Source organism: Serratia sp. SM04 (assembly GCF_040280225.1).
Lineage (GTDB): Bacteria > Pseudomonadota > Gammaproteobacteria > Enterobacterales > Enterobacteriaceae > Serratia > Serratia sarumanii.
In genome coordinates this window covers 562532-575854 of the sequence record NZ_JBEOQT010000001.1, presented here as the reverse complement: position 1 = coordinate 575854, position 13323 = coordinate 562532, and the positions used below count along the sequence as shown (strand labels likewise).

Sequence of the window (13323 nt, the reverse complement as noted above, 5' to 3'; positions counted from 1 at the left end):
AGTCCGATTTATGCAACGAATAATTGCTTATTATCCGGTTTTTCTATCGCTTTATGCAACCTAACATCATTACAACATTAACCGATACCTAAGGACCTCTGCCCATGTTTAAGAAATCACTGTTAACTCTGGCCTTCACCGGCGTCGCCACCCTCAGCACCTACGCCACCGCGGCCGATACCCTGACCATGGAAGTGTATAACCCGGGCGAGAAAAGCGTGTTCCCGGTGTCTTCCGAAATCATCAGCGGCAAACACGAAGTGGCGCTGATCGACGCTCAGTTCCAACGCAACGACGCTGAAGAGCTGGTGAAAAAGATCAAGGCGACCGGCAAGAAACTGACCACCGTTTACATCAGCCACTCAGACCCGGATTTCTATTTCGGTCTGGACGTGATTAAAGCGGCCTTCCCGGAGGCGAAAATCATCGCTTCGCCAGGCACCATCAAGGACATCAACGCCACCAAAGACGGTAAAGTCGCCTATTGGGGCCCGATCCTGAAAGACAACGCGCCGAAAACCGTGATCGTGCCGCAGCCGCTGCAGGGCGACAGCTTCACCATCGACGGCCAGAAAGTGGAAGTGAAAGGCCTGAATGGCCCGACCCCCGATCGCACCTTCGTGTGGATCCCGGCGCTGAAGGCGGTCGTTGGCGGTGTCGCCGTCGCCGGTGACAACATCCACCCGTGGATCGCCGACAACCAGAGCGTGGAATCGCGCCAGCACTGGCAGCAGACGCTGAAAAACATCGAAGCGCTGAAGCCGCAGGTCGTGGTGCCGGGCCACTTCCTGCCGGGCGCAGCGCAAACGCTGGCATCGGTGCACTTTACCCAGAAATACCTGACCACGCTGGAAGCCGAGCTGCCGAAGGCCAAGGATTCCGCCGCGCTGATTGAGGCGATGAAAAAGCACTACCCGATGCTGAAAGACGAGTCGAGCCTGGAACTGAGCGCGAAAGTGCTGAAAGGCGAGATGAAGTGGCCGCAATAAGCGCCCGTGCGTGATTGAACCAGCCCTGGCGCCGCGGTGAGCTGCCGCGCGCCAGGCGAGGAGTAAAGATGACCGAAACCACTCTGCATTACATTTTCGATCCGCTGTGCGGCTGGTGCTACGGCGCCGCGCCGCTGGTGAAAGCGGCTCAGAGCCTCCCTGGGCTGAAGGTTGTGCCGCACGCCGGCGGCATGATGACCGGCAACAACCGCCGTCAGATTACCGACGAATGGCGCAACTACGTCATTCCGCACGACAAACGCATCGCCGAGATGACGGGCCAGCCTTTTGGCGAAGCCTATTTCAACGGCCTGCTGCGCGACACCACGGCAGTGATGGATTCCGAGCCGCCGATCACCGCTATCCTGGCGGCGGAAAAGCTGGCGGGCCGCGGGCTGGACATGCTGCACCGCATTCAGCAGGCGCACTATCAAGAAGGCCGGCGCATCGCCGATACGCCGGTGCTGGAAGCGTTGGCGAAAGAGCTGGGGTTGCCTTCGGCGGCGTTTATCGCCGAAATGCGTTTCAACACCGGCGCACCAACCGCGCAGCACATCGCGGAAAGCCGGGCGCTGCTGGCCAAAGTGCAAGGCCAGGGCTTCCCGACCTTTGCGCTGCAGGACAGCGAAGGCCGTCTGCATCTGCTGCCGGCCGGCAACTATCTGGGTAACGTGGAAGCCTGGAAAAACCTGCTGGGCGCCGCCGCGCTGGCGTAACCTACCTTTCCCGCCCCGGCTGCCGGGGCGGGTCATTCGACCCGCACGAACCGCCCTTCCGCGCGCACGTTGTGACCGAACCCGCAATCCCCCCGCGTGTGCATCTCCAGCGCTTGCTCGCCAAATTCCAGCGTGACGTCGCAGACCTGCGCGCTTTCCGAGTCATGCTGATGGTAGACCGCTTTGCCGTGCTCGATTGGCAGCTCGGCGGTGAAGTCACCCATGTTCGGCCCGTAATACAGCCCCATCAGCGGCATGGCGTAGCCGGAAAAATCGATCAGCCAGCGCTCGCCCTGCGGCTTCACCGCCACTTCGCTCCACACGCCGCGCCCGGCGTATTGCCAATACACGCCGCCCGGCCCCTGTGGCTGCGGCCGCTGCGCCAGGCGTTGGCGCAACAGGCTCATGTTGTGCTGCGATTTGTCATCGTGCGGCGCCAGCGCCAGGTAGGCCTGTGCCTTGAGCAATTCCCCGGCGCGCATCAGCGACAGCGCCACGTTGTTGTAGGCCGTGGCGATGGCCTGCTCGCTCAGGCCGCAAAACTCGCTCCAGGCCGCCTGATCGCGAAAGATGTCGGCAGCTTTGGCGTAATCCTGCCGCTGATAGGCCTTTTTTCCCAGTTCGGCGTAGCTCGCCACCTTTTGGCAGTCGGCGGCGATGTCCGGCTCGTCAATGTGCGCCCAAGCCCGGGCGCCGGCGAAGACGCCGCAGGTCAGCAACAGGGGAAACCAAGCCTTCATCGTTTATCCTTTCTGCAAAAATTCGGCGCCAGTATAACCGCCCGGCGGTGGAGTGTATGCCGCAATTGCGCCCGTCGGCGTGCCGCTGTCGATTCAGCCGCCTTATTTCAAACGGTTAGCGGAGTTAAAACTGCTTACAGTCGCGGTTTGTTTGTTACCGTCCCGCAGCCCATGCTGAACGAAATACCGCAATTATCGAGCCGTTATGAACGCAACCCCCTTGCAGAAACACGCCGTGTGGCAGCTGATCAAACCCTTTTGGGTGTCGGAGGAGCGATGGCGCGCCTGGATGATGCTGATCGCCATCGTCGTCCTGTCGCTCGGTCTGGTCTATATCAGCGTGCAGATCAACCAGTGGAATCAGGTGTTCTACGATGCGCTGCAGAACAAGAACTACCCGGTATTCAAGGCGCAGCTGTGGCGTTTTACCTATCTGGCGCTGATCTTCATCGTGCTGGCGGTCTACAAGATCTACCTGACTCAGGGGCTGCAGATGCGCTGGCGGCGCTGGATGACGGAAAAGTTCATGGCAAAGTGGCTGGCGCACCAGGCGTATTACCACGCCGAGCAGCAGCAGATCGTCGATAACCCCGATCAGCGTATCGCCGAAGATCTCAACGTCTTGACCCAATATACCCTGTCGCTGTCGCTCGGGCTGCTCTCCAGCCTGGTGACGCTGTTTTCCTTTATCGACATCCTATGGCACGTCAGCGGGCCGATGACCTTCGCGCTCGGCCAGCATGCCATCACCTTGCCCGGTTATATGGTGTGGTTCGCGCTACTGTATGCGGTGCTGGGATCGCTGCTGATCTGGTGGGTCGGCAAACCGCTGGTCATGCTGGGCTTCAACCAGGAACGGTATGAGGCAAACTTCCGTTTCGGCCTGATCCGCATCCGCGAAAACAACGACGCCATCGCGCTGTACCACGGCGAACCGCGCGAGGCGCAGCAGCTGGGCGACCGTTTTGACACCATTCGCAGCAACTGGTGGGCGATTATGCGCATCACCCGGCGGCTGAACATCGCCACCAACTTCTACGGCCAGTTCGCCATCGTGTTTCCCCTGCTGGTGGCGGCGCCGCGCTACTTCTCCGGCGCCATTCAGATGGGCGGCCTGATGCAGATCGCCTCGGCCTTCGGCCAGGTACAGGGTGCGCTGTCATGGTTTATCGACGCATTTAACGATTTGGCGACCTGGAAAGCCTGCGTCAACCGTCTGGCCGGCTTCAACGCCGCCGTCGATCAGGTGCATCATCAGCCGCGCGGCATTCAGCTGCGGGAAGAGACCGCCCATCCGTTGACGCTGAGCAACCTCAGCCTGCACTTGCCCGACGGCCAGCCGCTGCTGGCCGGCGCCGAGATGACGCTGCAACGCGGCGATCGCCTGCTGATCGTCGGCCCTTCCGGCTGCGGCAAGTCGACGCTGCTGCGGGCCATCGCCGGTATCTGGCCTTACGGCGCGGGCGCCATCGGGGTAGCGGCCAATGCCAACACGTTGTTCCTGCCGCAGCGCAGCTACATTCCGATCGGCACGCTGCGCGAAGCGTTGAGCTACCCGAGCCTGGCGTCGGAATACAGCGATCCGCAGCTGATGCGGGTGCTGGAAAACTGCCGCCTGAAACACCTGCAGCGCTGGCTGAATACCTCCGCCAACTGGAGCCACCGCCTGTCGCCGGGCGAGCAACAGCGGCTGGCGTTCGCCCGCGCCCTGTTGATTCGCCCGAACATCCTGTTCCTCGACGAAGCCACCAGCGCGCTGGACGACGAAACCGAACAGTTGATGTACTGCCTGCTGGTGGATGAACTGCCGGACGTGACGCTGATCAGCGTGGCGCACCGCAACAGCGTGGCGAAGTACCACCAGACCTGCTGGCGCTTCAGCCGCAGCGAAGATCAACCGGCGCGCCTGATGCTAAGCCCGCTGCCGGCATAACCAGCAGAGCCGGGCGCGGCGGCGCCCGGCGTTCGTTTAGATGCCGTCGGCCGGCACGTCTTCACATTTCACCCGGCGGCGCTCATGCCACAGGCTGGTCAGGCCGCGTTTGCCGCACGCCAGCGCCACCTCGCGAAACTCATCCAGGCTCAACCCGTCGCGCTCCAGCATCATTTCCGCCGCCAGTTGCATGTTGACGCCGGTCAGCACTTCGCAATCGCCCTGCGCATCCGCCAGTTCGCAGGCGCTGCGAAACGGCGAGCCGCCGAGCATGTCGGTGAGAAACACCACGCCGTCCGGCTGCGCCACCGCCGCCAGCGCCGAGCGCAAGGCGTCGTTGAGCTGCGCGGTGCTCATCTGTTCGGGGAAATCGACCGCCGCGCAGTGCGGCTGCGGCCCCACCACCTGCTCCACAGCCTGCAGCAGCCCGGTGGCGAAGCCGCCGTGGCCGGTAATCACAATGCCTGGCATAGCCCACTCCTCACAAAATGCCGATAAATTTGCCCGCTACGCCGATCGCTACGGTGACGCCAATCAGCTTCACCGGCGAGAAACCGCGCTTCATCAGGAAGAAAATGAGCAGCGTGAAGCACAGCGGCAACAAGTTGGGCATCAACTTGTCCAGCACGTCTGTCTGCAGCGCCACCCTGGCTTTGCCGGCATGCATCACCAACGGCGTGGACAGATGCACATACGAGGCCACCAGTGCGCCGATCACCGTCATGCCGACGATCGACGCGGCGTGAGAAATGCGCCGGGTGTGGGTCTTCAACAGCGCCAGCGCGCTGGTGCCGGCCTGATAGCCGTAGTGCGCCAGCCCGAAGCGCAGGCCGAAGTGGAACAGGTTGAACAGCAGCAGGAAGACGATCGGCCCGAACAGGCTGCCCTCCAATGCCAGCGAAGCGCCTATCCCGGCGCAGATCGGCAGCAGCGTCAGCCAAAACAGCGCGTCGCCGATGCCACCGAGCGGCCCCATCAGCGCCACTTTCACCGCGCGAATGGTGGAGATCTTCTCCTTGTTCTGCTCCATCGCCAGCACCAGACCGGACAGGAAGGTGACGTCGAACGGGTGCACGTTGATAAATTCCATGTGCATCTTCATCGAGTTGGCCAGATCCTGCGGGTTGCGGTGGATCTTGCGCAGCCCGGGGATCAGCTGATACAGCCAGCCGCCGGCCTGCATGCGTTCATAGTTGAACGACGCCTGCAGCAGCAGCGAACGCCAGGCCATACGGTTGATGTCGCCGCGCGTCAGCGCTTCGGCGGGCTGGCTGTCCAGATAGTCGTCCTGCTCCACCTGGCTGGTGGCCAGCGCCTGCGCCATGCGTTGCTCGGCCTTTTGCGCCAGCAGATCGTCGGAATCGTTAAATGCCATCTTCGGCGTCCTCCTGCGGAGCGGGCCGGGCCGTCGCCTCTGCCGCGCCGCGTTGCGTGTTGAAGAAATCGATCAGGGCGATCGCCAGGGCGCCCAGCGCCACCGCCAGGATCGGCAGCTTGAGGAACGTGACCGAGATAAAGCCGAGGATAAAATAGGCCACGTAGGTTTTTTTCATCATCACCTTCATCAGCAGCGAGAAGCCGATTGCCGGCATCATGCCGCCCGCCACCGCCAGCCCGTCCAGCAGCCAACCCGGCGCCTTCTGCACCATGGCGCTGGCCGCATCGGCGCCGAAGTAAATCGGCAGGAATGCCACCACGAAATAGAAAATGAACAGGATGCCGATGCCGAGATAGTTCACCCGTTCGACGCCGCGCCAGTTCAGCTCTTTCACCATGCGATCGCAGCGGTGCATCATCGGCGAGAACAGCGTAAACAGCAGCGTGATGCAGCCCTGCACCGCAATCGAGAATGGCACCGCCACGCCGATCGCCACTTTAGGGTCGGCCTTGGTCAGAATGGCGAACGCGGTGCCGATCACCCCGCCGATCACCACGTTCGGCGGTTGGGCGCCCGCCAGCGGCACCATCCCCATCCACACCAGTTCCAGCGTGCCGCCCACCAGCAAGCCGGTGTAGACATCGCCCAAAATCAGCCCCACCAGCGGCCCCATCACCACCGGCCGATGGAAGTGGGTCAGGCCGTCGAACAGGTCCACCCCCGCCAGCCCGGCCAACAACGCAATCAATAACGCATCCGTCAACATGCTTTCCCCCTGGCTCAAAAGAGCAATTTGCCGATCGCCTCGCCCGCCTCATCCGGCACCCGGCGCACTTCGCACTCCACGCCCAGCGCCGCTAACGCGCGAAACGCGGCCACGTCGTCGTCGTCCAGCGACACCGTTTTGTGCACCTGCCGCTTCCCCTCGGCGAAGTGCATGTTGCCGACGTTGACGAAACGGATCGGCACCCCGCCGCGCACCAGCGTCAACACATCCTGCGGCGTTTTGCACACCAGAAAAATCTTCTGCCGATCCGCCGCCTTGTGGATCACGTCGATGGTTTTCTGCAGCGTGAAGTAGCGGGTCTGCACCCCTTCCGCCACCACCATGTCCATCAGGTTCTGCTGCACCGGATCGGCGGCGGCCTCGTCGTTGGCCACCACCACCAGGTTGGCGCCGAGGGTGTTGGTCCAGGTCACGCCCACCTGGCCGTGCACCAGGCGATTGTCGATGCGGGTCATTAAAATGTTCGGCATGTCAGCGGCCCTCCGGGTAGCAGGCGGCGTGGTAATCGTCGAGCACCTGCGTCACTTTATGCAGCACCCACTCTTGCGGATCGGCGCTCAATTCGCCGGCGTTCAGCGCCCGCGCCTGATCCGGCAGGTACTGGCTGAGCAGCGCCAGCGGCGCCGGGCTGCGGCGCAGGTTGTCCAGCAGCCCGTCGACCGCCTGCTGCACCTGCGGCTGCGGCCAGTAGTAACGAACCCGATCGCTCAGGCTGTAGTGGCGATCGAGGTACTGTTGGTGCGGCGTGCCGTGGTAGTAGCGGCTCCACTGCTGCGGCTGCTCGCGCATCACCTGCTCCAGCGTGGCGCACAGCTGCGCCGACTGGCGCTCCCCCAGCCATTCACGCTCGATGCGATCGAGGGCGAACAGCGCTTCGCGCAGCGCGAAGGTCAGCGCCGGCCCCACCTTCAGGATGGCGAAGTGATCGCGCACCAGTTGGCGGTAGGCCTGCGGCGGCTGATAGTCCGTGGAGTGCGCTTCATAGATCATTCCCGGCTGGCGTTCGATGAAATGGCTCAATGCGTCGGCGCGCTGCGGCTGATAGCGTTCGACGCGGTGGTGATCGAACTCGACGCCCGGCTGCACCACCAGCGCGATGGTTCTCTGCCAGGCATCGTTCAGCTCGGCCTGTTGCCAGGCGATACGGTGCGTTTCCAGCGTTTGCGCCACCGCCTGCGGCGTGGTGACCTGCAGACTCGCCAGCGCCTCCTGCGCGCCGCCCGGCACCGGCACTTCGGTGCCAATCACATAGACCGGCGCTTCGCCGCCGCTCTGCATCCAGGCCCGCTCCGCCACCGCGCACAAGCGCGCCGCACGCTCGGCGACCGTGGCATCCCCCAGGGGCGAGGGATCGCCGGCGCACGACATGGAACAATCGAGGTGAATCTTGCGAAATCCGGCGCGAACGTAATCGTCGATCAAGGTTTCCGCCAGCGCCATCGCCTCCTGAGCCGGGCGATCTTGCCAGGCGTTGGGCCCCAGGTGATCGCCGCCCAGCCACACGCGATCGCGCGCCAGGCCAATCTCATCCGCCAGATGCCACAGCGCATCGCGGAACTGGGCCGCCGTTTGGCCGGTATAGCCGCCGAACTGATTGACCTGGTTGGACGTCGCCTCCACCAATACCGGCGTGCCGCGCGCTTTGGCCTGCCGCAGCGCGGCCTTCAGAACCCAGGGATGGGCGGAACAGACGGAAAAGATCCCGACCGGCATACCGGCCTTGTGCTGCTCGACAAGCTGTAACAACTGCTGCATGAAGCCCCCATGCAGGCGCCCTGCTACCGATCGGCGATGATGACCTCTACGCCCAGCTCGGTTAACGCCCGCTCGTAATCGTCCGGAAGACGGCTGTCGGTGATCAGCCGATGGATTTGTCCGGCTTCGCGAATCATGCAAAAGCTCTTGCGACCGAATTTGCTGGCATCCGCCACCGCGATAATCTCGCGCGCCACCTCGCACATCACGCGATTGAGGTGCGCCTCACCGGGGTGAGGCGTGGTAATGCCGGCGCTCAGATCGAACCCGTCGACGCCCAAAAACAGCTTGTCGAAGCGGTACTGACGCAATTGCTGCTCGGCGGCCGGACCGTAGAGCGAGTAAGAGTTGCGGCGCACGCTGCCCCCCAGCACCATAACCTCCACCCCGTCGTTTCCCGAAAGCTCGTAGGCAATGTTCAGCGCATTGGTCATCACCACCAGATCGCGCCGCCCCTTCAGGAACGGCACGATCTGCGTGGTGGTGGAGCCGGAATCGAGGATCAGCGCATCGCCGTCGCGCACATAGCCGGCCGCCGCGTTGGCGATCAGCGTTTTGACGTCGCGATTCAACCGCCCCTTGTCCCGCAGCGGCCGATCGAAAGCGAATTGCTGATTGAGCATCGCGCCGCCGTAAGCCCGCAGCGCACACCCTTTTCGTTCCAGAAAGCGCAGATCGTTGCGGATCGTCACCGTGGATACCGCAAACTGTTTGCTGAGCTGCTCCACGCGCACGCTGCCGTGCTCGCATAACAGATCGATAATGTGTTCACGTCGCTTTGCGGTATTCACTGGCATGAGCTGCGGTCCTCAGGTTTCCGGCATCGCCGGGGAGAAGATGGCTTTCGCTCTACTGCGCAGGCATTACAGCAAAGCGAAAGCAATGAAATTGTGATCGGGCTTACAGCCCGGTTTTAGCAAAAAAACCGTCAAAAAACCTTTCGAATCGAAACGGATCGAAAAGCCAAAAAGCGGAAGGGAGAAAAAGTGAAATGCCAGGATGGGCGAGAAGCCCGGAGCGCCGAGGTGCGGGCTGCGAGGAAAGCGAAAGCGGCGCCTGGCGCGCCCCGCGCCCTGACTTTTAGTTCACTCAGTGACCAGGATCACATAATGGCAATTATCCTGCGGCCGGCGAGGGTTAACCGCCGCCATCCCGCCGGGCCATCCCCTTGTCAGCGCGCGCCATCTTCCCTACACTTGCGATCGGATACCGTCGATTTGTCGGTACGTAAGCGTTAACGTCAATCAACGCATCATGCCATGCAGCACTGATTGACTGCATGCCCTGGTGCGAGGAACCCATGCCGCAACCCGCTTCACCCCCAGCGTCCACCGCGACCCCGCGTCGCCGATTACACCGCCCCGTTCTGCTGATCGTCGGCATTATGCTGATCGCGGCCAACCTGCGCGCCGCCCTGACCAGCGTCGGCCCGCTGCTGGAACAGATCCAGCAGCAGCTGGCGTTGTCCGCCACCGCCGCCGGCCTGATCAACTCGCTGCCGCTGATCCTGTTCGCCATCCTCTCGCCATTGACTCCGGCGCTGGCGAAACGCATCGGCATCGAGCGCACCCTGGGTCTCGCCCTCGCGCTGCTGGTCTGCGGCATCGCGCTGCGTTCCCTGCCGCAAGACGCCATGCTCTGGCCGGGCAGCATCCTGATCGGCGCCGCCATAGCCTTCGCCAACGTGGTGCTGCCGACGCTGGTGAAAAGAGATTTCCCGCATCGCGCCGCCGCGATGATCGCCGCCTATGCGGCGGTGATGTCGCTGGTTGCCGCCATCGCCTCCGGCCTGGCGGTGCCGCTGGCTGCCCTGGCCGACCTCGGCTGGCGTTTCTCCTTGCTGTGCTGGGGGTTGCCCGCGTTGCTGGCGCTGCTGGTGTGGCTGCCGCAGCTGCGACGCTCAGCCACTCCCGCCGCCAAAGCGCCGCAGCCGACGGAGCCACAGCGCTATCGCTCTCCCTGGGGCAGCGCGCTGGGTTGGCAAGTGGCGATGTTCATGGGGCTGCAATCGATCGCCTTCTACACCATCATCGGCTGGTTCAGCGCCTTTGCCGCCAGCTACGGCACCTCAGCTCAGCAGGCGGGTTTCGAGCTGTTCGTTTACCAGGTGGTGGCCATCGTCGCCAACTTTGTCATGGTGGTGATTTTGCCGCGCGCACACGATCAACGGGCGATAGCGCTGGGCAGCTCGCTGCTGATCTTTATCGGCGTCGGGGGATTGTTGGTGCAACCCGCCAGTTCACTGGTGTGGCTGACGTTTGCCGGATTGGGGGCGGGGAGTTCGCTGGTGCTGGCGCTGTCGTTCTTTGGATTGCGCAGCCAGCATCATCATCAGGCGACGCTGCTGTCGGGTATGGCGCAATCCGTCGGTTATCTGTTGGCGGCGCTGGGGCCTACTCTATTCGGCCTGCTGCACGATCTGACGGCAGGTTGGCGTTTGCCGTTGATCGCCCTGCTGTGCCTGACCGTCTTGCAAATGCTGTTCGGCGCGCTGGCCGGCCGCCGCCGCGTGATCAGCTAACGCGGCTGCGCGATGGGGGCCGCGGCGGCTCAGAGTCGGTATCCTGCCATAAGTCTTCAATAAAGGCGCGCTGCTCATCGCTCAGCACCCATGACGGCGGAATTTTGGACTGTGCGCGACGCTCAGCGCCCTCACGGTTTTTAGCCTGCTTCTTGTTCACGAATCGCCTTCCTGCTTAACCTGCTAACTCAGTAACCAGTAAATCACGGCGGCGGTTAACAGCCAGAACAGCCCGCTACCGATAAATACACACAGCCATGCTCTACGTTTGATATCTGATCCATCCTTGCTCACCACAGCGCCCTCAACCAATAGATTAAACCATTCAAATGATGATTATTGATCTATTTTAACGATCAATAAAGTAGCTTTTTCCTATGGAAATTTAAAAAACAACTGCCAGCCATAGGCCTGCATCACCGCCTCAGTAAGAACGGCACCGTGGATATCACTGTTATCGGCAGGCGATAACTTGAATTGATAGGCGAACGAAGGTGCAGTGTGCCATACCTTGGAAGGTCGAAATTAAACCACTGGTAAATAATTCAACTATCAATTATTTGACTGGCCGTAAGCCAAATCGGCAACAGGCAGCGCTGGAGACGGGGGAGAAAATGAAGCGATGTACTGGGATCATGCGGAGAGAAGCACCGGCCCGTTTTGGTCTTGCTCGGGCCGGCGTGAGTTAACCGATTCTGCTGACGGAATCCCGGCTGGCGTGTTCACGTTCGCTGCCGGTCAGCTCACGTAAATGGCCTGAGCGCATCTCAAGCAACCGATCGGCGTGTTCGAAATAGTGATCGTCATGGCTGATGGCAAACACCGTTTTGCCCATCGCGCGCAGCTCCGGCAATAGTTCACGATAGAAAGTGCGCCGAAATTGCGGATCCTGATCCGCGGCCCATTCATCCAACAGCAAGATATCGCGCTGTTCCGCCACCGCCAGCAGCAAAGCCAGACGTTTGCGTTGCCCCTGCGACAGTTGCGGATTGGTCACCCTGGTGCCGTCAAACTGCAGTTTGCTTTTCATATTCAACCGCTCGAGCCAGATGGCGACCAGATCCGCATCCGGTTCGCCGCCTTCCGGCCCTTGCAAGCGATCGAACTGATGAAAATCGGTGAAAATCGCCGAAAACAGCCGCCGGTAGTCCGGCATATCCGCTGCGCTCTGTGCGACGCCATCCAGAACGATATGGCCGCTCACCGGCCGGTACAACCCGGTCAACAACATCGCCAGCGTTGACTTGCCGCTGCCGTTGCCGCCGATCAGAAAGACCAGCTCACCACGCCGCAGCGTCAGATTGAGCGGCCCGACGGCAAAACCGGGCTGCTGTTCGGTATCTGCATAGTGAAAAACCACGTCGCGCAACTCCAGCGTCTGCCAGGGGCGGCCAACGGCGGCAGGAAACGCCGGTTGATACTCGGCCAGGCGCAGCGTCTTCAGCTTGTTAAAGGCCACTTCGGCGCTGACCAGCGTCGGAAACGCTCCGACCGCTTGCAGTAATGGCGTGCGCAAAAACAGCAGCGTCAGTGAATAGGTGGCGGCCACCGCCGAGTCCGCCCATCCCAGACTGTTGGCCATAAAGAACACCAGCCCAATCGCGCCCAACATCATGATGTTTGACCAGTTGAGCGCGCTCAAATGGAAGGTATCGGCGCGAATGATGTGGTGGCGATAAGCTTGCGCATCGGGCTGATAGGCCTGTTCGTACAGCGCCTGCGCCCGCTTGCGGTTCAACGTCAGTTCCTTGCGGCCGTCAATCACCGATTCATAACGATGATAGAGACGCTCTTCCGACTCACGCAAACTGGCCATGTGACGATAAACCCGTGATACCAGGCAGCCGCTGCCCACGACGGTCACCGCCACCCAGACTGCCGTGACCGCCAGCATTTTCGGCGATAGCCACCCCAGATAGGCCGCTGCCCCCAGGGTTAAAATCACCCCTTGTACCAGTTCAGGCAGGCGCACGAAGGCGACGGTGATATTGCGGATATCGCTGGACAGGCTGGCCAACAATGAGGCGCTGCCCAATTGTTCGAGGCGTTCAATATCGGTATCCAAAATGCGCTTCACTAACTGCCCACGCAGGCGATAGACGAAGTAATGGCCCAATGTCGTCAGCGCCAATTGCGAACCCAAGGTGACCGCTATCAACAATGCCAACAGGGCGAGAAACACCGGCAGCACGGCCAAGGCATCGCCGCCGGCATCCATCAGGTATTGATTGATAAAAGCAATGATACCGATACCTAAGCCGGCGCTGGCCATGGTCAACGCCATGACAGCCAGAAATGGCCAACGATACTGGTGATAAACCACCCGTAGCAGTTCCATGAAAAAACCTCTGAAGTCGCGATCTGGCAGGCATTGTAAGCGGCGTGAGAATGAGATCAAGACGAATTCTCAACACAGTTTATCAAGCACCGTTCTGAGAGAGGCGGTATCCCCGTAGCCATCTGACGGTGGCAAAATTTCCATACGGCTCTTACAGGACGCTCAA

Annotated in this window: 13 protein-coding genes; 4 read left to right on the top strand and 9 right to left on the bottom strand. The window is 61.5% G+C overall.

Annotated elements, in window-relative coordinates:
* The first annotated feature begins 104 nt into the window (after positions 1-104).
* Positions 105-989, top strand: a complete 885-nt coding sequence (locus tag ABTW55_RS02615) for an MBL fold metallo-hydrolase (RefSeq protein ID WP_060422168.1) — start codon at positions 105-107, stop codon at positions 987-989.
* A 68-nt stretch (positions 990-1057) separates the two neighbouring features.
* On the top strand, positions 1058-1705 hold the full coding sequence (locus tag ABTW55_RS02610; RefSeq protein ID WP_033649493.1) for a DsbA family protein: 648 nt from the start codon (positions 1058-1060) through the stop codon (positions 1703-1705).
* Positions 1706-1737: 32 nt separating this feature from the next.
* Here the strand turns inward: ABTW55_RS02610 and ABTW55_RS02605 are convergent, their stop codons facing one another.
* The gene (locus ABTW55_RS02605) at positions 1738-2445 is read right to left on the bottom strand and encodes a hypothetical protein (RefSeq protein ID WP_060422165.1); all 708 of its coding nucleotides are present in this window, start codon (positions 2443-2445) and stop codon (positions 1738-1740) included.
* Positions 2446-2650: 205 nt separating this feature from the next.
* Between ABTW55_RS02605 and ABTW55_RS02600 the strand changes: the two genes are divergently transcribed.
* Positions 2651-4378, top strand: a complete 1728-nt coding sequence (locus ABTW55_RS02600) for an ABC transporter ATP-binding protein/permease (RefSeq protein ID WP_060422162.1) — start codon at positions 2651-2653, stop codon at positions 4376-4378.
* A 36-nt stretch (positions 4379-4414) separates the two neighbouring features.
* Here ABTW55_RS02600 and agaF read toward each other — a convergent pair whose 3' ends face one another.
* The 6 genes from agaF to agaR are packed head-to-tail and all read right to left on the bottom strand — an operon-like array spanning position 4415 to position 9095.
* The gene (gene agaF / locus ABTW55_RS02595; protein ID WP_033649491.1) at positions 4415-4849 is read right to left on the bottom strand and encodes a PTS galactosamine/N-acetylgalactosamine transporter subunit IIA; all 435 of its coding nucleotides are present in this window, start codon (positions 4847-4849) and stop codon (positions 4415-4417) included.
* Positions 4850-4859: 10 nt separating this feature from the next.
* Positions 4860-5753, bottom strand: a complete 894-nt coding sequence (locus ABTW55_RS02590) for a PTS system mannose/fructose/sorbose family transporter subunit IID (protein ID WP_033649490.1) — start codon at positions 5751-5753, stop codon at positions 4860-4862.
* The gene (gene agaW / locus ABTW55_RS02585) at positions 5743-6522 is read right to left on the bottom strand and encodes a PTS N-acetylgalactosamine transporter subunit IIC (RefSeq protein ID WP_033635784.1); all 780 of its coding nucleotides are present in this window, start codon (positions 6520-6522) and stop codon (positions 5743-5745) included. Before agaW ends, ABTW55_RS02590 begins: the two co-directional genes overlap by 11 nt.
* Positions 6523-6536: 14 nt before the next feature.
* Positions 6537-7013 carry a PTS N-acetylgalactosamine transporter subunit IIB gene (gene agaV / locus ABTW55_RS02580; RefSeq protein ID WP_060422159.1) on the bottom strand — a complete coding sequence of 159 codons (477 nt, stop codon included), beginning with the start codon at positions 7011-7013 and terminating at the stop codon, positions 6537-6539.
* Between the two features lies 1 nt (position 7014).
* On the bottom strand, positions 7015-8298 hold the full coding sequence (locus ABTW55_RS02575) for a D-tagatose-bisphosphate aldolase, class II, non-catalytic subunit (RefSeq protein WP_060422156.1): 1284 nt from the start codon (positions 8296-8298) through the stop codon (positions 7015-7017).
* 23 nt (positions 8299-8321) lie between these two features.
* A complete protein-coding gene (gene agaR / locus ABTW55_RS02570) occupies positions 8322-9095 on the bottom strand; it encodes a transcriptional repressor AgaR (RefSeq protein ID WP_033649488.1) in 774 nt (257 codons plus the stop codon).
* 503 nt (positions 9096-9598) lie between these two features.
* Here agaR and ABTW55_RS02565 point away from each other — a divergent pair.
* Positions 9599-10819 (top strand): MFS transporter, encoded by a 1221-nt coding sequence (locus ABTW55_RS02565; protein WP_049194773.1) that lies wholly within the window; start codon positions 9599-9601, stop codon positions 10817-10819.
* 183 nt (positions 10820-11002) lie between these two features.
* Here ABTW55_RS02565 and ABTW55_RS02560 read toward each other — a convergent pair whose 3' ends face one another.
* A complete protein-coding gene (locus tag ABTW55_RS02560; RefSeq protein ID WP_049232362.1) occupies positions 11003-11116 on the bottom strand; it encodes a YmiA family putative membrane protein in 114 nt (37 codons plus the stop codon).
* Between the two features lie 388 nt (positions 11117-11504).
* Entirely contained in the window at positions 11505-13157 is a 1653-nt protein-coding gene (locus ABTW55_RS02555; RefSeq protein ID WP_033649486.1) for a multidrug ABC transporter permease/ATP-binding protein, read from the bottom strand.
* Positions 13158-13323: the final 166 nt, after the last annotated feature.